22 protein-coding genes are annotated in these 23,195 nt (G+C 75.5%); 8 read left to right on the forward strand and 14 right to left on the reverse strand.

Translation table 11 applies throughout. From position 1 onward, the window contains the following. Positions 1-190: 190 nt before the first annotated feature. Together ACSNOA_RS16800 and ACSNOA_RS16805 are read right to left on the reverse strand one after the other, a co-directional pair. Entirely contained in the window at positions 191-1,087 is an 897-nt protein-coding gene (locus tag ACSNOA_RS16800) for a pentapeptide repeat-containing protein (RefSeq protein WP_436659417.1), read from the reverse strand. 102 nt (positions 1,088-1,189) lie between these two features. Then, the gene (locus ACSNOA_RS16805; RefSeq protein WP_436659418.1) at positions 1,190-2,299 is read right to left on the reverse strand and encodes a DUF5919 domain-containing protein; all 1,110 of its coding nucleotides are present in this window, start codon (positions 2,297-2,299) and stop codon (positions 1,190-1,192) included. A 171-nt stretch (positions 2,300-2,470) separates the two neighbouring features. Between ACSNOA_RS16805 and ACSNOA_RS16810 the strand changes: the two genes are divergently transcribed. Continuing rightward, the gene (locus ACSNOA_RS16810) at positions 2,471-3,082 is read left to right on the forward strand and encodes a hypothetical protein (RefSeq protein WP_436659419.1); all 612 of its coding nucleotides are present in this window, start codon (positions 2,471-2,473) and stop codon (positions 3,080-3,082) included. 9 nt (positions 3,083-3,091) lie between these two features. On the opposite strand, the gene ACSNOA_RS16815 is transcribed toward ACSNOA_RS16810, so the two are convergent. Beyond that, a complete protein-coding gene (locus ACSNOA_RS16815; protein ID WP_436659421.1) occupies positions 3,092-3,907 on the reverse strand; it encodes an SDR family oxidoreductase in 816 nt (271 codons plus the stop codon). 100 nt (positions 3,908-4,007) lie between these two features. Between ACSNOA_RS16815 and ACSNOA_RS16820 the strand changes: the two genes are divergently transcribed. Next, positions 4,008-5,426, forward strand: a complete 1,419-nt coding sequence (locus ACSNOA_RS16820; protein WP_436659422.1) for an RtcB family protein — start codon at positions 4,008-4,010, stop codon at positions 5,424-5,426. A gap of 12 nt (positions 5,427-5,438) precedes the next feature. Here ACSNOA_RS16820 and ACSNOA_RS16825 read toward each other — a convergent pair whose 3' ends face one another. After that, positions 5,439-5,879 carry an archease gene (locus ACSNOA_RS16825; RefSeq protein WP_436659423.1) on the reverse strand — a complete coding sequence of 147 codons (441 nt, stop codon included), beginning with the start codon at positions 5,877-5,879 and terminating at the stop codon, positions 5,439-5,441. A 26-nt stretch (positions 5,880-5,905) separates the two neighbouring features. Here ACSNOA_RS16825 and ACSNOA_RS16830 point away from each other — a divergent pair, with 26 nt between their 5' ends. Continuing rightward, positions 5,906-6,508, forward strand: a complete 603-nt coding sequence (locus ACSNOA_RS16830; RefSeq protein ID WP_436659425.1) for an MBL fold metallo-hydrolase — start codon at positions 5,906-5,908, stop codon at positions 6,506-6,508. Here the strand turns inward: ACSNOA_RS16830 and ACSNOA_RS16835 are convergent. Both ACSNOA_RS16835 and ACSNOA_RS16840 read right to left on the reverse strand, forming a co-directional pair. Then, a complete protein-coding gene (locus ACSNOA_RS16835; protein ID WP_436659427.1) occupies positions 6,475-7,236 on the reverse strand; it encodes a B3/B4 domain-containing protein in 762 nt (253 codons plus the stop codon). The two genes, ACSNOA_RS16830 and ACSNOA_RS16835, sit on opposite strands and share 34 nt — an antisense overlap. Before the next feature lie 10 nt (positions 7,237-7,246). Continuing rightward, the gene (locus ACSNOA_RS16840; RefSeq protein WP_436659428.1) at positions 7,247-7,858 is read right to left on the reverse strand and encodes a LysE family translocator; all 612 of its coding nucleotides are present in this window, start codon (positions 7,856-7,858) and stop codon (positions 7,247-7,249) included. 73 nt (positions 7,859-7,931) lie between these two features. On the opposite strand from ACSNOA_RS16840, the gene ACSNOA_RS16845 reads away from it, so the two are divergent. Further along, a complete protein-coding gene (locus ACSNOA_RS16845) occupies positions 7,932-9,416 on the forward strand; it encodes a PLP-dependent aminotransferase family protein (RefSeq protein ID WP_436659430.1) in 1,485 nt (494 codons plus the stop codon). Between the two features lie 10 nt (positions 9,417-9,426). Here ACSNOA_RS16845 and ACSNOA_RS16850 read toward each other — a convergent pair whose 3' ends face one another. Next, the gene (locus ACSNOA_RS16850) at positions 9,427-10,416 is read right to left on the reverse strand and encodes a LacI family DNA-binding transcriptional regulator (RefSeq protein ID WP_436659432.1); all 990 of its coding nucleotides are present in this window, start codon (positions 10,414-10,416) and stop codon (positions 9,427-9,429) included. A 132-nt stretch (positions 10,417-10,548) separates the two neighbouring features. On the opposite strand from ACSNOA_RS16850, the gene ACSNOA_RS16855 reads away from it, so the two are divergent. Together ACSNOA_RS16855 and ACSNOA_RS16860 are read left to right on the forward strand one after the other, a co-directional pair. Next, positions 10,549-11,118 (forward strand): CGNR zinc finger domain-containing protein, encoded by a 570-nt coding sequence (locus ACSNOA_RS16855; protein ID WP_436659434.1) that lies wholly within the window; start codon positions 10,549-10,551, stop codon positions 11,116-11,118. A 166-nt stretch (positions 11,119-11,284) separates the two neighbouring features. Next, the gene (locus ACSNOA_RS16860) at positions 11,285-13,357 is read left to right on the forward strand and encodes an NPCBM/NEW2 domain-containing protein (RefSeq protein WP_436659436.1); all 2,073 of its coding nucleotides are present in this window, start codon (positions 11,285-11,287) and stop codon (positions 13,355-13,357) included. A 79-nt stretch (positions 13,358-13,436) separates the two neighbouring features. Here the strand turns inward: ACSNOA_RS16860 and ACSNOA_RS16865 are convergent, their stop codons facing one another. Then, positions 13,437-14,246, reverse strand: coding sequence for an alpha/beta fold hydrolase (locus ACSNOA_RS16865; protein ID WP_436659438.1), 810 nt, complete (start codon positions 14,244-14,246; stop codon positions 13,437-13,439). A gap of 172 nt (positions 14,247-14,418) precedes the next feature. After that, positions 14,419-14,985 (reverse strand): GNAT family N-acetyltransferase, encoded by a 567-nt coding sequence (locus tag ACSNOA_RS16870; RefSeq protein WP_436659439.1) that lies wholly within the window; start codon positions 14,983-14,985, stop codon positions 14,419-14,421. Positions 14,986-15,073: 88 nt separating this feature from the next. On the opposite strand from ACSNOA_RS16870, the gene ACSNOA_RS16875 reads away from it, so the two are divergent. Then, the gene (locus ACSNOA_RS16875; protein WP_436659440.1) at positions 15,074-15,430 is read left to right on the forward strand and encodes an ArsR/SmtB family transcription factor; all 357 of its coding nucleotides are present in this window, start codon (positions 15,074-15,076) and stop codon (positions 15,428-15,430) included. After that, positions 15,427-15,891 carry an SRPBCC family protein gene (locus tag ACSNOA_RS16880; RefSeq protein ID WP_436659441.1) on the forward strand — a complete coding sequence of 155 codons (465 nt, stop codon included), beginning with the start codon at positions 15,427-15,429 and terminating at the stop codon, positions 15,889-15,891. Before ACSNOA_RS16875 ends, ACSNOA_RS16880 begins: the two co-directional genes overlap by 4 nt. 316 nt (positions 15,892-16,207) lie before the next feature. Here ACSNOA_RS16880 and ACSNOA_RS16885 read toward each other — a convergent pair whose 3' ends face one another. The 5 genes from ACSNOA_RS16885 to ACSNOA_RS16905 all read right to left on the reverse strand — a co-directional run bounded on the left by ACSNOA_RS16885 (position 16,208) and on the right by ACSNOA_RS16905 (position 23,195). Further along, positions 16,208-18,598: a hypothetical protein gene (locus ACSNOA_RS16885; protein WP_436659442.1), complete on the reverse strand. Its 2,391-nt coding sequence runs from the start codon at positions 18,596-18,598 to the stop codon at positions 16,208-16,210. Continuing rightward, positions 18,595-20,367, reverse strand: a complete 1,773-nt coding sequence (locus ACSNOA_RS16890; RefSeq protein WP_436659443.1) for an ABC transporter permease subunit — start codon at positions 20,365-20,367, stop codon at positions 18,595-18,597. The genes ACSNOA_RS16885 and ACSNOA_RS16890 overlap by 4 nt, the downstream gene beginning before the upstream one ends. After that, positions 20,364-21,638 (reverse strand): extracellular solute-binding protein, encoded by a 1,275-nt coding sequence (locus ACSNOA_RS16895; RefSeq protein ID WP_436659445.1) that lies wholly within the window; start codon positions 21,636-21,638, stop codon positions 20,364-20,366. The genes ACSNOA_RS16890 and ACSNOA_RS16895 overlap by 4 nt, the downstream gene beginning before the upstream one ends. Further along, positions 21,635-22,261 (reverse strand): ATP-binding cassette domain-containing protein, encoded by a 627-nt coding sequence (locus tag ACSNOA_RS16900; RefSeq protein ID WP_436659447.1) that lies wholly within the window; start codon positions 22,259-22,261, stop codon positions 21,635-21,637. The genes ACSNOA_RS16895 and ACSNOA_RS16900 overlap by 4 nt, the downstream gene beginning before the upstream one ends. A gap of 271 nt (positions 22,262-22,532) precedes the next feature. After that, the gene (locus tag ACSNOA_RS16905) at positions 22,533-23,195 is read right to left on the reverse strand and encodes a TetR/AcrR family transcriptional regulator (RefSeq protein ID WP_436659449.1); all 663 of its coding nucleotides are present in this window, start codon (positions 23,193-23,195) and stop codon (positions 22,533-22,535) included.

Here is a 23,195-nt window from a genome sequence, read left to right on the forward strand (position 1 = left end):
GCGGTGCGCGCCGCCCGCGCTGTGCGCGGCGCCGGCCCGCTCGCCGCGCCAAGATCTGCGCAACATCAGGGATCTAGTGGCCTCTGGCGCTCGGGGAGGGGACGACATCCCGGAAGTTGGGTGGATCAACCCGGCCCAGGCCTGGATTCGCAACGACGCAGGGGGGTGCGGATCCGCGGGGACGACGACCTCAGCGCCGGCGCGCGGATCGTGACGGGTGGGGTCGGGGCGTTCGGCGCACCGGGACCACCGGCAGCGCGGTCCAGTGCGCCGGCCGGGTGAGCCGGGCGGGCAGCGCGGTCCGGGCGTCGCCGCGCGCCGCATCGAGCTGTGCCTGGTGCAGGAACAGCGCGCCCCGCAGGTCGGCGCCGCGCAGGTCCGTGCCCCGCAGGTCCGCGCCGGTGAGGTCGGCGAGGTGCAGGTCGACGCCGCGCAGGTCGGCCCCGATGAGAACGGCCCCCCGCAGGTTGGCCCCGCGCAGGTCGGCGCCGCGCAGGTCCGCACCGAACAGCGTGGCGCCCCGGTGGTCGGGGCCGGGCCGCCCGCCCCGGCTCCGCGCCGCGTCCCCCGCCCGCGACAGCAGCGGGTTGACCCGGTCCCGGTACGCGTCGACGTCCAGCGCGAGCAGCTCCTGGGCGCTGCCGGCGGTGAGCCGTACGGTCTCCGCGCGTGCCCGTTCGAGGTCCTCGCGCAGCGCGGCCGGTGGGCGCAGCGCGAGCGCCTCGGTCAGGTACCAGAGCAGCTCGTGCAGCGGCCGCACCACCGCGAAGACGTCGAACATGGCGCGTGCGGTCTCCGGGGCCTCCTGCCAGCCGCGACCGCCGAAGGTCACCTGGGCGACCCGCTGGCCGGCGCCGAAGCAGTCGAACACCGTGCAGCCGGGGAACCCGCGGCCGCGCAGCTCGGCGTGGATGCCGCAGCGGTGGTCCGGGCGGAGGTTGGGGCAGGGCTGCCCCGCGGGCTTGTCGATGGCGAAGTCGGCCGAGGCGGCGAAGGCGGGGGCCACGCAGCAGAGCCCGAAGCAGCGGGCGCAGTCGGCGCGGAGTTCGTCTCGCGCTGGGGGCGCCGAGCGGGGGACATCCGACACGGTGACCGTTCTCCTGCCGATTGCTCGTGGGCCCGCACCGGCGGGGACGCGCCGGCGCCCCACCATTGTCCCGCCGCCCGGGAGCGCACCGGCCGACCGGGGTCAGCGCGCCGGCGGGTCGGCTGCCGCGGGGGAGCGCGGAGCGGGGGTACGGGCCTCGGCGGCCCGCTGCGGGACCAGCCGCAGGATGGTCCGTTCGCCGTCGCCGGGGCCGTACTTCTGGTCGAAGTGCCGGGCCACCGACGCCACCGGAACCGGGTCGCCGTCCGCCGGGTCGACGAGCGCGAACACCCGCGCCGGTCCGGGCGTACGCGCCGGCAACTGTGCCCGGGCGGTGAGCGGCCGGCTGAGCCGGAAGGCGCGGCAGTCGATGTAGTGTCGCCCGTCCACCAGGACGTACGGCACCTGCACCTCGGCCACGTCGGAGTCGCCGTCGTGCAGCGTCACTGTGATCGACCAGTAGCGCTCCAGCGGCAGGGTGGCCTGCTGGTGCTTCCACAACTCCTCGAACCGGGCGTGCACGAACCCGCCCCACGGGCTGTCCATGTCGACCTCGAGTTGGGGGACGTTGAACGACAGTTTGCCGATGGGGAAGAACGAGATGAGGGCCTGGCCGTCCCACTGGTAGAGCTGGATCGACGGCGACGCGTCGTAGATGCGCACCTGGAGGCGGGGTTTCAGCGCGGGCTCCAGCGACCGGTGGAAGGCCGCGAGGTGCCGCAGGTTGGCCCGGATCTGGCGGGGCACGTCGACCCGCTGCCGCTCCAACTCCTCGGAGCGCTGCTGCGCGGCCGTGCAGTCCGGGTCGAGCAGCAGCAGTTGCACCTGGGCGCCGTTGCGCAGGGCCGCCCGGACCGCGTCGAGGGTCGTCTCCCGGTGCCGTTGCTCCAGCAGGATCGTCCAGGTGTCGAGGATGCGGACCCGCCGACCGCTGCGGTGCAACCGGGCCACGAACGCCTGCTGGTCGAAGCTTAGGTGCTCCTGCACCCGGGCCTTGCGGGCCTCCTCGAACAGCGGGTCGAAGATGACGTACGAGATGGCCGCGAGCACCACGCTGGCGCCCAGGTTGAGCAGCAGGTCACTGAGGAAGCCGGTGCTGCGCCAGGCGGCCAGCAGCATCACCGTGGCCGCGCCGAGCAGCCCTCCGCCGACGGCGAACGCCCGCCGTTGCCGGGGCGTGCGCCCCCTCCGCCAGCCGCCCGGCCGCCGCATCCCGGCCCCCTTCCGGCCCGGCCGCCGGTGCGGCGCCGGTGATCAGCTCTGACGGCCGAGGATACGTGCCCGCTTTGCCGATCGCTGTCCCGTTCGTGACGAGCCCGGTCGGCGAGCCCTGGGGCTCGTAGGGTGACGGTGACGCGCCCGTCGACGGGGACGGTGGGAGGAATGGACGACGCGCAACGCGAGCAGGCGCTGCTCACGGCCCTCACCACCGAGCACTTCGTGCTCCAGACCTCGCGTACCGCGACGGTCAACGAGTCGGTCGGCCGGGCCACGGTGTTCCTCACGCTGCTGTCGGCCTCGCTCGTCGGGCTCGGATTCGTCTCCAGCACCGCAGCGCTCGTCCCGCCGTACCTCGGGGCGGTGCTGCCGACCCTGCTGGTCACCGGCCTGCTCACGTTCCTGCGCCTCGTGCAGAACATGGTGGAGAACGAGGTGGATCTCGTCCGGATGCAGCGCATCCGGGCGTACTACCACCGGCGGCTCGCCGGCGACCAGGACTTCTTCGCCGACGCGGTGTCGGGCGGCGAGCCGGCACGGGCCACCTGGGCGGCGGTCGGCAGCCGGCCCGGCTGGCCGCAGATGCTGCTCACCACGGCGGCGATGGTGGGCGCTGTGAACGCGCTGATCGGGGGCCTCGGCGTCACCCTGCTGACCTCGCTCGCGGGGCTGTCGCCGACGTACGCCATCGGCGTCGGCGCCGTGGTCGCGCTGGCGGCCTTCGCCGCCGAGGTGGCCTACGTCAACCGCGCGTCGGTCGTCGACCGACCGGGGTAGCGGCCCGGGTCACGACGGCTCGACCCGCCGCCAGTCGTGCGTGGTGAGGGCGTTGGCCTGCGGCCCCATCATCAACATGCCGCCGTCGACCGGCCAGGACGCGCCCGTGACGTACGCGGCGGCGGGCGAGGCCAGCAGCGTGACCACCGCGGCGATCTCCCGGGCGTGGCCCGGCCGCCCCACCGGCACCCCGGGCCGCTCCTGGGTGAACGGGTCGACGTCCTCCTGCCCGGTCATGGGGGTCGAGATCTCGCCGGGCGCCACGGCGTTGACGGTGATCCCGTCCGCGGCCAGCTCCTGCGCCATCACCTTGGTGAGCAGCCCGAGGCCGCCCTTCGCCGCGCAGTACGCGGCCGACCCGACGCGCGGCGCGTGTTCGTGCACGCTGGTGATGTTGATGATCCGCCCTCCGGCGCCGGCCGCGCGCATCCGCCGGGCGGCCCGCTGCCCGCAGAGGAACGGGCCGTCGAGGTCGACCGAGAGCACCTCCCGCCACTGGCTCCACCCGGTGTCGACGAACGGCACGGACGCCCCGGTGCCCGCGTTGTTCACGAGGACGCCGACGCCACCGAGCCGGTCGGCCAGCTCGTCGACCACGCCGGCGGCGTCCGGAAGTCGGGTCAGGTCCATCTCGGCGACCTCGCAGCGGCGCCCGGCGCCGCGCACCTCAGCGGCGGTGCGTTCCGCGCCGTCGGGGTCGCCGTACCAGGTGATGCCGATGTCGAAGCCGGCCTCGGCGAGCGCCACGGCGCAGGCCTTGCCGATGCCGGAGTCCGCTCCGGTGACGATGGCGATGCGGGGGTAGTCCTCGAAACGTGCGGGCATGTCGGGCGCAGTACCCGGGCGTCGGCGCGGCGACACATGAGTGGCGGTGCGCCGCCGGCCGGGGCGTGTAAGCGCGGCGCGCCCGGGTAGCCCGGGTGCCATGGAGCTGGTGGAGGAGTCGCCGTACCGGTTCCGGATCGACCGGCACGACCCGATGCGGGTGCCCGGCGTGGTCTTCGCGACCCGGCCGCTGCTGCCCGACGCCGGAGCGGACAGGTCGCTGGACCAGGTGGCGAACGTGGCCACCCTCCCGGGCATCGTCGACGCGTCGTACGCCATGCCCGACGTGCACTGGGGCTACGGCTTCCCGATCGGCGGGGTGGCCGCCACCGACGTGGCGCACGGCGGTGTCGTCTCGCCCGGCGGCGTGGGTTTCGACATCTCCTGCGGGGTCCGCCTGCTCGCGGCCGGGCTCGACCGAGCCGAGCTGGCTCCCCGGCTCGACGCCGTGATGGACGGGCTCGCCGAGGCCACGCCGCGTGGCATGGGCAAGGGCGCCGTCTGGCACCTGACCGATCCGGCAGAACTCGACGGTGTGCTGCGCGGCGGCTCCCGGTACGCGGTGGAGCGCGGTTTCGGCGTCGAGCGGGACCTGGAACGCTGCGAGGACTACGGCGCGGTGGACGACGCGAACCCGGGCGAGGTGAGCGCGCGGGCGGTGGAGCGCGGCGCGCGCCAGGTCGGCAGCCTCGGCTCCGGCAACCACTTCCTCGAGGTGCAGGTCGTCGAGGAGGTGTACGACGAGGCCGCGGCCACCGCGTTCGGCCTGCACGCCGGCCAGGTCTGCGTGATGATCCACTCCGGGTCCCGCGGGCTGGGCCACCAGATCTGCACCGACCACCTGCGGGGCATGGAGAAGGTGATGGCCCGCTACGGCATCGACGTTCCGGACCGCCAGCTCGCCTGCGCGCCGGTCTCCTCCCACGAGGGCCGCGCCTACCTGGGGGCCATGGCGGCCGCCGCCAACTACGCGCGGGCCAACCGTCAGCTGCTGACCGACGCCGCCCGCAGGGTCTTCACCCGCGAGACGGGCGACGGTCTGGATCTGGTCTACGACATCTCGCACAACCTGGCCAAGATCGAGAGCCACGAGGTCGACGGCGCCCGGCGCAGCCTCTGCGTGCACCGCAAGGGCGCCACCCGCGCCCTGCCGCCGGGGCACGAGGACCTGCCCGCCGACCTGCGCGGGGTGGGGCAGCCGGTGCTCATCCCGGGCTCGATGGGCACCGGCTCGTACGTGCTCACCGGCGTACCCGGCTCGCCCGCGTTCGCGTCGACGTGTCACGGCGCGGGGCGGGTGCAGAGCCGCAAGCAGGCCGTCAAGGCGGAGAAGGGCGCCGATCCGCGCCGGCAGCTGGAGACTGAGGGCGTCGCGGTGCGCGGGGTGTCCCGGCGCGGGCTGGCCGAGGAGATGCCGGCGGCGTACAAGGACGTGTCGGCGGTGGTGGAGTCGGCCGAGGGCGCGGGGCTGTGCCGCAAGGTGGCCCGGCTCGTGCCGATCGGGGTGGTGAAGGGCTGACCGCGGGCGCGGTCACACGTCGAGGGTCACCGCGCACGACCACCGGTCGCCGTCGCGGCCGAAGCGCAGCTCGTGCAGGGAGATCGCCTTCGGGACCGCGCCCACCAGCTCGACCGCGTCGGTGGCGGTCACCCGCCAACGCACCAGCAGGCCCCCGGCCCCGTCGTCGGTCACCTCGGTGGTCAGCGGCAGCTCGTCCGCCGCGTCCATGCGGAAGACCACCTCGTCGAGGACGGTGACCAGCAGGTCGGCGTCGGCGGCGGCCGGTGCGTGGAACTCCCGCTCCGGGCCGGGTAGGGCGCCGGCCGGGTCGGTGAACGTCTCGACGAGCGCGGTCACCGCCTCGGCCACGCACGCCTCGCGGGTGGGCGCCCACGCCTCGATCCGTACGTCGGCGGTGTGCGGCACGCACCGGTGCCCCCGCCGCGCTGGCTGCTCCATGCCCCCGATCATCCCAGCGGATCGGGGAGGATCGCCTGGTGCGTCTCACCAAGTTCACCCACGCCTGCGTACGCCTCGAGCACGACGGCGCGGTGCTGGTCCTCGATCCGGGTGTGTGGAGCGAACCGTCCGCGCTGGCGGGCGCGGACGCCGTCCTGCTCACCCACGAGCACACCGACCATGTCGACGTGCTGCGGCTGGCCGGCCTCGGCGTGCCCGTGTACGCCCCGGAGGGCGCCCGCCTGCCCGACCTGGCGCCGCTGACGGTCACCCGGGTGCGGGCCGGGCAGCGGTTCACGGCGGCCGGTTTCCCGGTGACCGCGGTGGGCGGCCGGCACGCCGCGATCCACGGCGGCATGCCCGACTGCGCCAACCTCGGCTACGTCGTGGGCGACGGCCTCTACCACCCGGGCGACTCGCTGCACGTGCCCGACGAGCCGGTGGAGACGCTGCTCCTGCCGGGTCAGGCGTCGTGGATGCGGCTGGGCGAGGCGATCGCGTTCGCGCGGGAGGTGGGCGCGCGGGCGGCGTACACCATCCACGACGCGCAGCTCAACGAGCGCGGCCTGGCCAGCGTGACCGGCTGGTTCTCCGAGACCGTCCCCGGCTACCGGCACCTGGCCCCGGGCGAGTCCGCCTGACCGCCGGCCGGCGCCGGCACGTCGAGTTCCGGCGCTGGCACGTCGAGTTCCGGCGCCGACGCGGTCAGCACGGCGTGCGCGTCCGGCGGTGACCAGAACGCGGCCACGTCGGCCCGGAGCGTGTCGACCAGGGCGGCGACGTCGGCGGCGGCCGTGGCGTGCAGCCCCTCCGCCACCACGAGCACCCGCGACGTCTCCGCGCGCACGGCCGACCAGCCGCTCTGCCGGTTGGTCCAGCGCCGCGCGTGGGCCCGTCCCGCCGCGTCGGCGAAGATGACCTCGCCGGGCTCCGGGCACTCGACGCTCCCGCCGAACGTCACGTACTCCTCGTCGCCGCGGGCGTGCCGCACGGTCAGGTCGCCGGAGATCCGGTCCAGGTCGAGCACGGCGACCGGCACGCCGTACGCGACCGAGGCCGCGTTGCAGAGGTCCACGAGAGGGTGCAGCCGGGGCAGCTTCCCGTCGATCCGTAGCCGTCGCAGCAGCGCCTCGGAGGCGCACCGGTACTGCGTGGGCTTGAGGCCCATCGCGGCGAACGCCCGCCGCCACGCCTGGATCTCGGCCAGGCCGGCCTCCGTGCCGCCGCCGAGGCGGGCCCGGGCACGGTCGGCGAGTTCCCCGACGCGGACGCCGGTGGCGACGTCCGGGGTGATGCCGGTGGCCACGACGACACCGGCGACGAGGTCCGGGAACGCCGCCCGGACGGGCGCGGAATGCTGGAAGCGCATGGAGGACCTCCTACCGGTCGGCGAGGACGAGGGAGACGCCGAGCGCCACGAACGTGCCGGCCACGGTGCGGCGCAGCCAGGTCGTGACCCGCGGCCGGGCGAGCACCCGGTCCCGCACGGCGGCTGCGGCGATCCCGTAGCCGCTGAACACCACGAGGGTGAGCAGCATGAACACCCCGCCGGCCGCGAGCATCCCGCGGGTGGCGCCGGGGCCGGACGGATCGACGAACTGCGGCAGGAACGCTACGAAGAACAGCGTCGGCTTCGGGTTGAGCAGGTTCACGAGCACCGCGGTGACGATCACCCGCAGTGCCGGGCGGGGCGTCGGATCCGCCGCCGGGGTGAACGCGTCGCGGTCGCGGATCGTCGACCAGGCGACGTACAGCAGGTAGGCGACGCCCGCGTACTTCATGGCGTGGAACGCCGGGGGGCTGGCCGACAGCAGCGCGGCCAGCCCGGTGACCGCCGCGAGCAGGTGCGGCACGGTGCCGAGCGTGCAGCCGACGGCGGCGACGAGGCCGGCCCGGGCGCCCCGGGACAGGCCGGCCGACAGCGTGTAGATCACGCCGGTGCCCGGGGTGACGACCACGACCAGCGTGGTGACCAGGAACGCGATGCTCACGAGGATCCCTCCGTGCGGTGGCCCGCGGCACCCACGGATGCCGCCCTTCCCACCCTGCTGCCAGGATGGTCCGATGAGCAGGGCCAAAACCGGGTCGGTCGAGGGGTCCATAAGGGCCGGATCGGATTTCCTGCACCTGGACGTCGCCGAGGCGCCGAACGGTGGGCGGGCGGCCTGGCTCGCCGCCCGGCTGCGGGACGCCATCGCCGACGGGCGGATCGCCGTGGGCGACCGGCTGCCCGCGTCCCGGGTGCTCGCCGCCGACCTCGGCGTCTCCCGGGGCGTCGTCACCGAGGCGTACCAGCGGCTGGGGGAGGAGGGCCGGATCGCGGGTCGCGGGCGGGCCGGCACCGTGGTCGTCGCCGCGCCGCCGGCGCCGCCCGCCCCGCCGGCGGCCGCCGCGCCGACGCCGGCCACGCTCTTCCCGTCCGCCCCGGGCAGCGACATCTTCGACGCCGTACGCGCGGCGCCCGCGCGCATCGACCTGACCCCGGGCGTACCCGACCTGGCCGCCTTCCCCCGCGCGGACTGGCTGCGCGCCGAGCGGACCGTGCTGCGGCGCCTCGCGGCGGCCGACCTCGGCTACGGCGACCCGCGCGGCGCGCCCGCGCTCCGTGCCGCGGTCGCCGCCTGGCTCGCCCGCAACCGGGGCATCGCGGCCGACCCCGCGGACGTGATCGTGACGGCGGGTGTCTCCCAGGCGCTCGGCCTGCTCGCCCAGGCGCTGCGCCGCGACGACATCGACCGGATCGCCGTGGAGGAGCCGGGGTCGCTCGGCGTACGGCAGCACCTGAACAACTGGGGAGTGGCCACCCCGCCGGTCGCCGTGGACGCCGCCGGTCTGCGCGTCGACGAGTTGGCCGCCACCGGCGCCCGTGCCGTGATGCTCACCCCGGCCCACCAGTTCCCGACCGGCGTGGTGCTCGACGGCGACCGGCGTCGCCGGCTCGTCGACTGGGCGCGCGAGGGCGGCCTGGTGATCGAGGACGACTACGACGCCGAGCACCGCTACGACCGCGCACCCGTGCCGGCGCTGCGGGCCCTGCTGCCGGAGCACGTCTGCTACGCCGGCAGCGTCTCCAAACTGCTCGCGCCCGCGCTGCGGGTCGGCTGGCTCCTCGTGCCCCGGCGCCACCGCGACGCCGTGGTGGCGGCCAAGCGCAACGCCGACCTCGGCACCTCCGTGCTCCCGCAGGTGGTGCTGGCGGAGCTGATGACCTCCGGCGCCCTGGAGCGGCAGCTCCGGCTGCTCCGGCGCCGCCACGTCCGCCGCCGGGACGCGATGGTCGCAGCCATCGGCCGCCACCTGCCGGGCGCGACGGTGCACGGCGCGGCCGCCGGGCTGCACCTGATGGTCACGGTGGACGACGACGTGGCGGACGCGGCGCTGGCGGCCGCCACGCTGGAGCGCGGGGTGAAGGTGCAGCCCCTGTCGTGGCACTGCCAGCGGACGCACCGGCCCGGTCTGGTCCTCGGGTACGCCGCCAACACCGCGACCGACATCGAGGAGGGCGTCGCCACGGTGGCCGCCGCGCTGCGGCGCCTGCGGGCCCGGTGACCCGCGAGGGTCAGCCGAGCGGCGCGCTCTCCCGCGCCAGGAGGGTGTGCGGCGCGGTGACCTCGACGGGCGCGACCTCCGGGCAGGTGATCCGGGTGACGATCCGGGTGAGCGCCGTCCGGGCGATGGCGTCGACGTCGACGGACACGGTGCTCAACGACGGCCGGGAGTACCGGCCCTCCTCGCTGCCGCCCAGGCCGATGACCGCCACGTCGTCGGGCACGCGCAGCCCGACGTCGGCCGCGGCGCGGATCGCGCCGATCGCCAGGGGATCCGAGTAGCAGAAGATCGCGTCGGGGGGTCGCTTCTGCGCGAGGAGCGACCGGGCGGCCTGGTAACCGTCACGGCGGTGGTGGTGCGGGGTGGCGCGCAGGTAGGCGCGCGGCACGGTGACGCCGGCACGGCGCAGCGCCTCCCGGTAGCCGGCGGTCCGGGGACGCGGCGCGGCGGGGGACTCGCGCGGATTAGCGCCGATGGCGGCGATCCTCCGGCGTCCCGTGCGCAGCAGGTGGTCGGTGGCGTCCCGGGCGGCACGCGCGGTGTCGAGGGCGACCCGGTCGCAGCGCTCGTCGCGGCCCTCGCCGAGCAGGACGAGCGGCGTGCCGGCGGCCACCTGCGCCTCGACCAGATCCCGGGGCACCACGTCCGCGCCCAGCAGGATCCCGTCGGCCGGAACACCGCGTGGCGGCGCGCCGGGCCGCCGGTCGGACCCGACCTGCTCGACGACGACCCGGTAGCCCCGGTCCGCCGCGACGCGGATGACGGCGTGGGCCAACTCGTCCGCGCACGGCACACCGCTGAGGACGAGCGCGAGCAGCCCGGTGCGGCCGGTGCGCAGGTGCCGGGCGGCGAGGTTGGGGCGGTAGTCGATCTGCTCGACGGCCTCCAGGACGCGGCGGCGCACCCCGTCGCTGACGTGGGCGTACCCGTTCACGACGTTGGACACCGTCTTGACCGACACGCCGGCGAGGCGGGCGACGTCCCGGAGGGTGGCGGCCACGACGCCTCCTTCCGGGACGATCGTCGTCCTGCTACACCGGCGAAACGGCTTCGTTGGTGTACATAGGACGCTCGCAGAAGCCGTCACACCTGTCAAGGCGTTACGGTGGTGTAGAGATCGAGGAGGTCGCCGGTGGAGGACGACGCCGCGGTGCCACCCGCCGTCCGGCTGGTGCGGGACTTCGTCAACACCCTCGAGCCGCAGGTCGACGAGGAGGAGCTGACCACACCCGACCGGCTGCGGGACTGGTTCGCGGCCCGGCACCTGATCGCGCCCGACGCGCGGTTGGGGCCGACGGACCTCGCGGTGGCCGTCACCATCCGCGAGGGCCTCCGGTCGGTCCTGCTCGGGCACGCCGGTCATCCCGGCGACCCGGCCGCCCTCGACCACCTCGACCACGCCCTCGCGCGGGTGCCCGTGCGGCTCACGTTCACCGGCGGTCACCCGCGTCTCGTGGCCGCCGGCGACGGCGCGGTCGAGAAGGCGTTGGCCGCGTTGGTCGACGCGGTCCGGCGGTGCGCCGAGGACGGCACCTGGGCGCGGCTCAAGGTGTGCGACCGGGAGACCTGCCGCTGGGCCTACTACGACGCCTCCCGCAACCAGGCGCGCCGCTGGTGCTCGATGGCCGGCTGCGGCAACTACGTGAAGATGCGGCGGGCGTACGCCGCCCGGAAGCGGCGTGGCGCGGGCGAGCGCGCGTGACGTGAGAGGGGCTGGAGCCCCCGGGCGGCACGGTCGGAACGACGACCACGGGGCGAGCGTCGACCAACCCTAGAACTCGTAATTTACGAAATATTATTGACACGTCTTCGTCACCGGATGCACGATCTCGGGGCGTCCGCCCACCCCGGGAGCAAAGGAATCCGATGTGAAACGTCAAGCCCTCACAGGCCTGCTCGCCCTCGCGGCAGGCCTGCTGGTCGTGCCCGCGCCGGCCCAGGCCGCGCCGGCCCCCGACGCCCGGCCGGCCTCGCAGCAGGTGCTCAGCCCCACCCCCTACCAGGGCTGGAACACCTACTTCGGACTCGGCGGCAACTTCTCCGAGCAGTCCGTACGGGAGGTCGCCGACGCCCTCGTGTCCCGCGGCCTCGCCAAGGCGGGGTACGACATCGTCTGGCTCGACGGCGGCTGGCAGGACCCGGAGCCCCGCACCGCCGCCGGCGACCTCCAGGCCGACCGCACCCGCTTCCCGAAGGGCCTCAAGCCCCTGGTCGACTACATCCACGCCAAGGGCCTGCGGGCCGGCATCTACACCGACGCGGGCCCCTACATCCCGGGCAAGTGCGGGCTCGGCAGCGGCGGCCACTACCAGCGCGACGCCGACCAGTTCGCGGCCTGGGAGTTCGACGCCGTGAAGGTCGACTTCCTGTGCGGGATCGCCGCGAACCTCGACCCGAAGACCGTCTACACCGAGTTCGCGCAGGCCCTGCGGAACAACGCCAGCGGCCGCCCGATCATCTTCAACCTCTGCAACCCGGTGACCTCGCCCGACTGGGGCACCTACCCGGAGGAGCAGCAGTCCACGTACTCCTGGACCTACGCGCCGGAGATCGCGCAGTCGTGGCGCACGTACACCGACGTGGGCTTCGTCGGTGACATCAAGTTCAAGGACGTGCTGCGCAACTACGACGCGAACGCGCGGCACCCCGAGGTCGCCGGCCCGGGCCGCTACAACGACCCGGACTACCTCGCCCCGGAACTCGGCATGAGCGACGAGGAGTTCCGTACGCAGATGACGCTGTGGGCCGTGGCCGCCGCGCCGCTGGTCATCGGCAGCGACGTCCGCAAGCTCAGCGACACGTCCGTCGGCATCCTCACCGACCCCGACATGCTCGCCATCAACCAGGACCGCGCGGCCGTGCAGGCCGTCCGGGTCGGCCCCGCCGGCACCACGGAGACGTGGGTGAAGCGCCTCGCCGACGGCGACCGCGCCGTGGTGCTGCTCAACCGGGGCGAGACCCCGGCCGTGCTCACCACGAAGGCGTCCACGGTCGGCCTGTCCGGCCACCGGTTCACCGTCCGCAACGCCTGGACCGACCAGGTCACCGAGAGCGCCGGCACCATCAGCGCGGCCGTCCCGGCCCACGGCGCGGCGCTGCTGCGCGTCGGCGCCGCGAGCGGCCTGCCGGGCGTTCCGCACGTGACGGCCAGCCTCCCGCAGGTCACGCACGTCGGCGGCGACGCGCTGCCGGCCGGCTCCGCGCCGGTGCTCGCGGGCGGTGACGAGGCGCGGGTCGAGGTCGCCGTCCGCAACGACGGTCTGCTGCCCGTTCTCGCGCCGCAGGTCACGCTGACGACGCCCGAGGGCTGGACGGCCCGTCCGCTCGGCCCGGCGCCGAAGCTGCTCGCCCCCGGCGGCGCCACCTCCGTGGCCTTCGCGGTGGCCCTGCCGCCCTCCGCGACCGCCGGCACCGCCACCCTGACCGCCACCACCTCGTACGACGTCCTCGGCCACGGGACCGTCCGCCAGCGGACGGCGTCCACCCTGGTCGTCGCGCCGACGCCGCCGGACGGCGAGGCCGTCCTGTCGCACCACGCGTGGATCAGCGCCACCAGCGGGTGGATGAGCCCGACCGTCGACCAGAGCGTCGGCGGCGGTTCGCCGATCAGCATGCTCGGCCAGGTGTACGCGACCGGCCTCGGTGTCGCCTCGCCGTCCACGGTCCGCTACTACGTGGGCGACCGGTGCAGCCGGCTCACCGCCGTCGTCGGCATCGACGACGCGGTCCGCAACGTCGGCCCGGAGGGCGGCACGTCCACCTTCCAGGTCGTCGGCGACGGCAAGGTTCTGTACGACAGCGGCGTCGTGACCCGCGACGCCGTCCAGCCGGTGGACGTCGACCTCACCGGGGTCCGGGTGCTCGACCTCGTGGTCGGCGACGCGGGCGACGGCGGCTACAACGACCGCGCCGACTGGGCCGGCCTGACCGCCACCTGCTGAGGCGGTCGCCGCCGCACCCGGATGACCCCGTCACCCGGGTGCGGCGGTCGCCGTCCGCTTTTCCCGGCCGCCGTGCGGATCAGCGGTGGCCGGTGCCGATCCGGGCGATGATCCGGGCGAACGCGGCCGGCTCGGCCAGGTGCGGGAAGTGACCGCCGCCGCCCGGCAGCACGTCGATGGTCACGTCGGGAAGCATCGACTCCAACCACTCCCGGTAGGCCGGGGCCGGTTCGCCGCCCGTCACATAGTGGTACGGGATGCCGAGCGACCGGATTCGCTCCAGGTCCCGCACCCGCTGCTCGGTGAACGCCTCGTCCGCGGTCACCAGGATGTCGTTCCAGTACCCGAGGAGCAGGTCCTGCCGCGGGGTGGTGGCCGTACGCACCAGATCCTGCGCGTCCGGCGGCAGCTGGTCGATCCCCATCCCGGCCAGCAGTGAGCCCCAGAGCTGCAGATACTCGGGGCCCCGCAGGACCGGCTCGCTGCGGCGCAGCATCGCGCCGAACGGGCCCAGCAGCAGCGGCTGGTCCACGTTCGCCACCCCGCGGGTCGGGTAGCGGGCGGCGTAGCTCGTCGCCAACGCTCCGCCGAGCGAGTGGCCGACCAGCACCGGCCGGTCCAGCCCGGCGTCCGTCACCGCCGCGTGGATGGCCTCCGTGACCTCCCCCGCGCCGTAGGAGTCGCGCCCCGGAGACTCGCCGTGCCCGGGCAGGTCGAGGGCCAGCACCCGCCGGTCGGGGTCGAGAGTGGCCAACTCGCGCAGGGTCGGCGCCCACTGGCTCCGGTCGTACGTCAGCCCGTGCACCAGCACCAGTGGCGGCCGGTCGTCGTCCACGCCGTGACTGTCGGCGGCGAGACCGCCGAAGAACCGCCGCTGCGCATTGCTCATCTCGTCTCCCATGGGGCGTCGGGATCGTCGAGCCCGCCGGCCGACGCGACAAATCAGCCGATCTTAGCCGGATTTACGCAGGTCAACGCCGGGCGGGTCCGGCTGGTGAGCCGCCACGGCCGGCTCGGCCCGCCCGTCCACCGCTCCGGCCCCGGCCGGCCGGCGCGTGACGTCAGTGCGGGCGGGCGTCCCGGGGGAGGGAGTAGTGGCGCATCGTGACGGGGCTGCCGGCCGGATCGGTCCAGTCCGCCGTGGTCGTTCCGGTGTGACGCCAACCGCTGCGCTCGTAGAGAGCGACGGCGGCCGAGCCCGGGCCGTCGACGACTTCCAGCGTGAGGGCGAGGCCACGGCCGGCGGCCCACTGCCGTACCCGCTCGAGCAGCCGCCTGGCGACGTGGTGGCCTCGGGCGCGAGGCGCCACGAACAGGCGCGCGACCTCCGCCGCCGACTCGTGCTCCAGCGCCGGCCGGAACGTCGGCGGCTCGCCGGCGTTCTCGAGCGGTGGCCCGTCGGTGCGTTCCGTGGGCGGCCCGTCGGTGCGGTGCAGCGCGACGTGACCGACGACGGTCCCTTCCTCGTCCTCGGCGACCCACGCGCGCAGCAGCTCGGCCGGCCGCAGCCATCCCTTCGGGTCGGCGGGCCAGTTCAGCGGGTAGCCGTCGAGACGGTGCACCTCGGCCAGCACGTCGACGCACGCCGGCACGTCCGTCGGTTGCCGGTCCCGGATCGTCGTGATCACGGCGTCATTCCTAGCGCGGAGCCCGACGCTCTTCCCACTTCACAACCAAACGGTTGTGCAAACGTCTGGTTGTGAATAGGGTGAGCCCATGCCCGTTGTCGAGGACGACCTCAGCCTGGTCTTCGCGGCGCTCGCCGATCCCACCCGGCGCGCCATCGTCGAGCGGCTCGTCGAGGGGGAGGCGACCGTCAACCAGCTCGCCGAGCCCTTCGCCATGACCCAGCAGGCGATCTCCAAGCACCTCAAGGTGCTGGAGCGGGCCCGGCTCATCACCCGCACCCGCACCGGGCAGTCCCGGCCCTGCGTGCTCGACGCGGCACGCCTCGACGAGGCCGCCGGCTGGATGGCCCGGCACCGGCGGATGTGGGCCGACCGCCACGACCGGCTCGCGGAGCACCTGGCTGCGCTGCGTGCCGACCACAACGACGAGGAGACCGGCACATGACCGAGATCGGCGAGGCAACCTTCCGACGGGTGCACCGCGGTTCACCGGAGCTGTTGTTCGACTGCATGACCCGGCCCGAGCACCTCACCCACTTCTGGGGCCCGGTCGGCACCACCACGCCGGTCGACGGCATCGTGGTGGACCTGCGCCCCGGCGGGGCGTTCGAGACCACGATGGTCAACGACGCCGACGGCAGCACCTACACGATGCGTGCCGTCTACGTCGAGGTGCGGCGTCCCGACCGGCTGGTCTGGGTCGAGCGTGACGTCGAGGGCGGCATGAAGACGACGGTCACCTTCGCCGACCTCGGCGACGGGCGCACCGAGGTGATCACCCACCAGACCAACGTCCCCGCCGCCTACCTGACCGCCGAGGCGCAGGCCGGGTTCCGCACGAGCCTCGACCGCCTCGACACCTACCTGGCGACCGTCGAGCCGGCGCCGGCCCGCCGGCCCGACTGACATCGCACTCCATCTCGAGCCCCGGTAACGCCCGCCCGACCGGGGCTCGAGATGCGCGCTCTTTCCCGGAAAGTGTGGCCTCGACGGCGTGCGAGGCCACACTTTCCCCGAAGTTGTCCGGATCTTGGGGCAGCTCAACGCGGCGCAGCTCAACACGGCGCGGCGCAGCGCGGCCCGGCGGATCAACGCGGCGCGGCGCAGCGCGGCCCGGCGGCTCAGCGCGGCGCGGCGGCCGGGCCCGCGGCGGCCCGCCGCGGCTCGCCCGGGCGCGGCTCGGTGCGGGCTCGGGCGCGGATGGAACGGTGACCGGGGCGGGTCAGGCGTTCAGCGGGGTCTCGGCCGGCGCGGGGTCGTCCCCGCGAGTCAGCCGGGCGTCGGCCTCGGCCTGCCCGGCGGCGTCGCCCACCGCCTCGGCGACCGCCGCCGCGTCCACCCAGTGCCGGCGCGCCTCGTCCGCGTCGCCGAGGGCCGCCGCCGCGTCACCCAGGTAGAGCAGGGTACGGCCGAGGCCCGTGGTCGGCCGGCTGCTCTCGCGCAGCCGCCGGCTCTCCGCGAGCATCTCGTACGCCTGCCGTGCCTGCCCCGGGCCTGTGGTGAGCAGCGTGGCGCCGGCGTTGAGCAGCGCGGCGGCGCGGCCGGTGCGGTCGTTGACCGACTCGTACTCGCGCAGCGCCGCCCGCCACGCCTGCGCCGCGTCGAGGTGCTCGCCGAGGCCGGCGTGCACCAGCACCAGGTTGGTGAGCGCGGCCGCGTAGCCGCGCGCGTCGCCGAGGTCCCGGAACGTGTTGGCCGCCCGGACGAGGTGGTGGTGGGCCGACTCCAGTTCGCCGCGGGCCAGCCGGGCGGCGCCCAGCCCCAGGTCGGTGAGCGCGTGCCCGGCCCGGTCGGCGCCGGAGCGGTGCCGCCGGGACAACTCCAGGTGCTCCACCGCGTCGTCGAGCTGGCCGAGGTCGAGCAGGGCCAGGCCGAGGTTCATGCGCGCCTGGGCGGTGCCGCGCCGGCCGCGTTCGGCCACGGCCAGGGTGAGCGCGGCCGCCGCGCCCTGCGGGTCGTGCCGCCGCCGCCGCAGCACGCCCAGCTCGTTGTGCGCCCAGCCGGCGATCTCCGGCCGGTCGTCGGCGGTGGGCGTGGCCAGCACCGTGCGGCACACGCCCTCCCACTCGTCGAGCCGGTCGGCGTACGCCAGCCACCCGCACAGCGCCACGGCCAGGCGGAACCACCAGCGGCGCACGCGGCGGGGCAGCGTCTCCGCGGCGCCGGCCGGCACCCGCACGACCGCCAGCAGCAGCTCCTGGTGCAGGTCGAACCAGCCGTACGGGTCGTCGTCCAGCGGTAGCGACCACTCCCGGTCCGGTGGCGACCCGAGCGCGGCCAGGTTGGCGGCGTGCCGCTCGGCCCACTTCGCGAGGTGCCGCGTGAGCCGCGCCTGCGCGGCGACGCGCCGGCGGACGGGTTCGGCGTCGCGCAGGTGCAGGCGGGCGTACCCGACGAGCAGCGGACGGATCTCGTACCGGTCGCCGGGCGCGCCGGCGACGAACGCCGCCGCGGCCAGCTCGTCGAGGAGCACGGCCACCCGCTCGGGCCGCCGGCCGGCGAGCGCCGCGATGGTCGGCCGGTCCACCGGGGCGGGGCTGAGCGACATCAGCCGGTAGAGCCGCCGGGCCTCGGCCGACAGCGCGTGGTACGCGGTGTCCCGCTCGGTGACCAGCCGGGCCGCGGGGGAGACGGTGATCCGCTGGTGCGGGGGCGTCTCGACCGCGCGGCGTAGGGCGTCGAGCACGTCGACGTGCCGCCAGCCGTGCTGCGCGGTGCGGTAGCCCAGCGCGCGGACGGTCCGTGGCTGCCGCCCGCACAGGTCGACGATCGACCCGACGGTCGGGTCGGCGCGCGGGTCGGCGCGGCGGGCCCGGGCCGCGGGCGCGGCCTGGCCGGCGGCGGCGAACAGCTCGACCGCCTCGGCCGGGCCGGGCTCCGCGATCCAGTACGCCACCACGCCGTCGAGGCCGTTCAGCGCGGGCCCCCCGGCGAGCAGCAGCCGGCAGCTGCGGGCCGTCGGCGGCAGCAGCGGCCGCACCTGCTCGGGCCGGTCCACGTTGTCCAGCACCAGCAGGATCTTGCGACCGTCGAGCTGGCGGCGCAGCGCGTCGGCGGCCTCGGCCAGCGCGTCGGCCCGGCCGGAGGAGGGCGGGGGCGTGCCGAGGATGCGCGCCAGCGCGGTGAGGACCTGTCGGGCGGAGCGAGGACGGCCCCCGCGGCGCAGGTCGAGGTAGTAGTGCCCGTCGGGAAAGTCGTCGCGGCACAGGTTCGCGGCCTGCACGGCGCAGGCCGAGGTGCCCACGCCGCGGCGGCCCAGCACGGCCACCGCGTGCTCCCGCCCGAGCAGGTCGACGACGGCTGCCACGTGCGCCTCCCGCCCCGTGAAACCGGCGGGGTAGGGCAGCGTCGGCGCACCGGTCGCCGGTGCCGCCACCACGTCGGTCGGTTCGGCGACGACCTGCCGGTCGGCCCGGCGGCGGCGGACCTCGAACACCACCCAGCCGATCCCGCCGGTGACGGCGAGGGCGATGCTGGCCGGCCCGAGCACGCTGCCGGCGAGTTCGGAGAGCAGGTTGCTCGCGAGGTTGCCGGCCACGCCGCTGACCAGCGTGCCGACCGCGACCAGCACCGGCCAGCGGGGTGGCCGGCCGGAACCCGCGGGCGCGGTCACCGGACACCGCCGGAGACGAGGCCGGCCACGAGATGCCGCCGGGCGAGCACCACGAGCACCACCGGCAGCACGGACGCGATCACCGAGCCGGCGGCGAGCGCGCCGCTGTTGGCCACGAAGCCGCGGCTCTGTTCGGCCAGGAAGAGCCCCAGCGGCGCCGCGTCCGAGCCGCTGAACAGCAGCCCGACCACCAGGTCGTTCCAGACCTGCACGAACTCCAGCACCGACACGGCGATGAGCGCCGGGCGGTTGTGCCGGGCCAGCCGGCGAAGCGTGCCCCACCAGTGCCGCCCGGTGAGCCGGGCGGCGCGTACCTGATCGGCGGGCAGGTCGGCGAACGCGTTGCGCAGCACCAGCACCGCGAACGGCACGCCGAGGGCCATGTGCACGAGGGCGAGGCCGCGGGCGGTGCCGGAGGACAGCGCCACCCCGAGCACCTCGTTGACGGGCCCGGCGATCACCTGCACCGGCACGACGACCGCGGTCATCAGCAGCAGCCCGGTGAGCTGCGCGGGCGGTCCGGTGAGCCAGGCCAGCGGGTACGCGGCGAGCACCGCGACGACCAGCACGGTGGCCGTGACCACCGTGGCCAGCACCAGCGTGAACGCGAGAGCCCGCCACAGCTCGGAGCCGGTGAGCAGGTCGCGGTAGGAGGCCAGGCTGGGCGGCGCCGACCACCAGCCCTCGGCGGCCGCGTCCACGGGCCCGTGCAGCGACGTCGCCGCGAGGACGGCCAGGGGCACCAGCCAGGCCACCGCGGAGCCCACGGCGAGCAGCCGGGTCAGCTTCCGCGGCGGCGGGGCCGCCTCCGGGGCGGGGACCGACGGCTCGTCGGGTCGCGGGGGAGGCCACGCCTGCCGGACGAACAGCGCCGCCACGAGCATGCCGGCGGCGACCGCCACCAGCCAGATCACGCCGAGTGCCGCGCCCTCGCCGGTGGTGGTGCCGCCGGAGGTCTGCCACACGCGCAGCGCGAGCACCGCCGCCTCGTCGCGTACCGAGCCGGGCGCCATCACGAGGATGAGGTCGAAGGTCCGGCTCGTGCCGAGCGCCACCAGCGCGAAGACCACCGCCACCGTGCGCAGCAGCAGCGGCCGGAACTGGGCGTCCCAGAGCACGTGCCGCCGGGTGCCGCCGTAGGCGCGGACCGCGTCGGCGAGGCTCGACGGGAGCCGGTCGAGCGCCGCGCGGAACACGAGCACGGCCAGACCGACCCAGGCCCAGACGAATGCCGACATGAGAGCCACGGTGATCAGGCGCGGGCCGAGCAGTTGCGGCACCGCGTCGCCGGAACGGCCGGTCAGCCGCGCGGCGACGAGCGTGGCCAGCCCCCGGGACGGGTCCGGGTCGTACATGAGCCGGAACGTGACACCGGTGACCACCAGCGGCAGGGCGATCGGCACGACCAGGATCAGCCGGACCAGGCCACCCTCCTGCGAACGGCGGGATGACGCGGCCAGCAGGTAACCCAGCGCGGTCACCACGGCGGGCACGAGCAGCGCCCACAGCACCGTACGGCCGACCACCGCCGTGGTGCCGGGCGCGGCGAGCGCCTCGCGGAAGTGCGCGGCGCCGACCCAGTGCCCGCCGATCGTGACGCTCGCGTGCAGGGTGCGCAGCACGGGCCAGAGCACCAGACCGCCGAGCAGCAGCGCCGCCGGCAGCAGCAGCGCCGAGGTGGCACCTGCCGCCGGGTACGCCCGACCACGCCGCGGCGGCCCCACGTCGTCGAGCACGGCCGGTTCGCCGAGCACGGGCAGGCGGGTCACCGGCCACCTCCCGCGCTGCGTGCCGCCGCGGCGAGCTGGCCGGTGGCACGGCGGATCGCCTCGGCGGCACGGACGCCGCCGGTCACGTCGGCGAAGAAGTCCTGCATGATCCGCCAGATGCCGACCCCGTCGGTGCCGGTGAACGGCCCGGGCAGCCGGTCGGAGAGATCGAAACGCAGCGTGCCCGCGGTGCGCATCTCGCCGGCCAGCCGGCGGCGGACCGGGTCGGTGTAGTCGTCGAGCGGGACGGTGACACTCGGCGAGAGGTAACCGCCGGCGCGCAGCCACGGACCGAAGGCGGCCGCGTCGGTGAGCCAGCCGACCAGGTCCACCCCGGACGGCGCGAAGGCCACGGCCGCGTCACCGCCCACGATGAGCGGGCCGCCGGCCGGCCGGTTGCCGGGAAATCGGAACGTGACCGGCGCCTCCGGGCCGCGCTGGAAGCGGTGGACCACGTCGTCGGTGAAGTCGCCCTCGAAGACCATGACCGCCCGGCGGGAGCGCACCACCTGGATCACCGACTCCTCGAACTGGGTGAGCAGCGCGCGGCGCGCCCCGCCGGGGAACGCGCCCTCGACGCTCCAGATCTCGGCGAGCCGGTCGAGCGCGTCGCGTACCGGGCGGCCCTGCCAGTCGGCGTGCGAGCCGGCGAGGGCGTCGTAGCCCTCGGGCGTCACGTCGGCCAGCACGTTCTCGAACCAGTCGGTGAGCACCCACCCGTCGGCCGCGCCGATGGCGAGCGGGGCCGGACCGTCGCCCCGGCGGGCCCGCGCGCCGAGCCGCCGGGTCAGCGCGACCAGTTCGTCCCAGGTCGACGGCTGCTCCGGCAGCGCCGACGGCAGGTGCCAGAACAGCGACTTGTGCGCCGCCTTCACCCAGACGCCGTAGCGGCGGCCGTCGTCGAGCACGAGCAGGTCGCCGATGCCGCCGGCAACCGTGTCGCTCGGCGGGTCGGGCAGCGCGACGAGCCACTTCCGTTTCGCGTACTCGGTGACGAGGCCGGGCCGGGGCAGGATGGCCACGTCGGGACTGGTGCCGGCCAGGTGGCGGGCCCGCAGGAACGCGTCGATGTCGTTGCCGGCGCTGATGACCTGCACCGGCCCGTCGTACCCGGCCACCACCTCACGGAAGCGCGCCAGCTCCGCGCCGCTCCACACCACCGCGACCTGCACCGCCCGCCCGTCGCCGGCGCAGCCGGCCGTGGCCGCCGCGGCGCCGGCGGCGACGGCGCGCAGCAGGGTGCGGCGGCGCAGCCGCAGGGGCGCCGTCACCGGGCCTCCGCCTCGGTGACGAGGGCGACCCGGGTGGGGATCTCGTCCAGCGTGCCGGCGTCGGCGGTGCAGACGAGCACGGCCACGCCCGGCGCGTCGGGCGGCGAGAGCCGGGGGAGCAGGTCGCCGAGGCGGCCGCCGCCGGCCATGCCGGAGGGCAGGTCGACCACGAGCACCTCGGGCAGGCAGGCGGCGGCGCGGGCCAGCGCGACCCGGAACCGCTGGGCGTCGGAGAGCAGGTGCGGCAGCAGCGCGAGGGTGGGCGCCAGCTCCAACCGCTCGACGACGGTCGCCGTCCAGTCGGCGGCCACGTCGCGGACCCGCTCGCGCTTGCGTTGCCCGTACTCGATGTTGCGGCGCACGGTCAGCTGCGGCAGCAGCGCCCCGCCGGCCGGCACGTAGCCGATCTGGCGGCGCGGCGGCGGCAGGTCGGTGACGTCGCGGTCGCCGACGAGCACCCGGCCGGCCAGCGGCGCGGCCAGCCCGGCGAGGACGCGGGCGACCGCCGTGCCCAGCCCGGGCGGGGCGACCAGGGCGGCCGTCCGCCCGGCGGGCACGTCGAGCGTGACCGGCCCGGTGCCGGGCGCGGCGACGAGAGCGTGCAGGCGTAGCGTGGTCCTCACCTCCGGTGACCTCGTCGACCCGTCCCAGGGTGGCACATCGTGCCGACAATCGATGCCCTCAGCCCCTCCACTGTGGAGCGCTTTCGCGACCCGACGGCGAGGCGGCCGTGGCGCCCCGAGGGGCGCCGGTCCGCTCGGGGCCCGCCTCCCCGGCCAGCGTGATGACTGAGAGGCATAAATATGCCTCTCAGTCATCACGCTCACAGGTGCATCTGGTCGGGCCGGGGAAGCACGGTCGCGGCCCGTCCCGGGCCCGCCGCCGGGAGGCGGGTCAGGCCCGCGGGGGAGCGGTGTTGCGGTAGATCGCCGACAGCCACACGTCGAGCAGGACGTCCACCACGTCCGGCTCGGCCACGGCGGGCCCGTCGGCGGCGAACGTCGCGTACATGACCCGCTCGTTCATCGAGTTCAGCGCGATGGCCAGGTCCCGGGCGGGTGACCCGCCCGGGGCCGCGCCGCGCCGGCGTTCGGCCGCGATGGCGGTCTCGGTGGCCTGCACCCACCGTTGCATCACCGCGGCCCAGAGCTGGCGCACCTCCGCGTTGGTGCCGCGTACCTGGGCGCAGGCCAACGCGACCGCCTTGTGCGCGCGGAACGTGTCGTGGAACCGGCTGATCAGCTCCCGCCACCGCGCCCGCGGGTCCTCGGACACCCGGTCCAGGACGTCGCCCGCGGCCGCGTCGGCCTCCTCGGTGACCCGGTCCAGCAGGGTGAGCAGCACCGCGTCCTTGGAGGGGAAGTAGAAGTAGAACGTCGGCCGGGAGATGCCGGCGCCGCGGGCCAGGTCGTCGATCGAGATGTCGGCGAACGACCGGCGCTCCAACAGCCGCTCCGCGGTGGCGAGGATCGCCATCTCGCGGTGGTCGCCGGCGGACCGGGCGGCCCGCCGCCCGCGCGGGGTCGCGCTTCCGGCGGCGGTACGGGCGGACGTCAT

This window comes from Micromonospora sp. URMC 103 (assembly GCF_051386435.1).
Taxonomy (GTDB): domain Bacteria; phylum Actinomycetota; class Actinomycetes; order Mycobacteriales; family Micromonosporaceae; genus Micromonospora.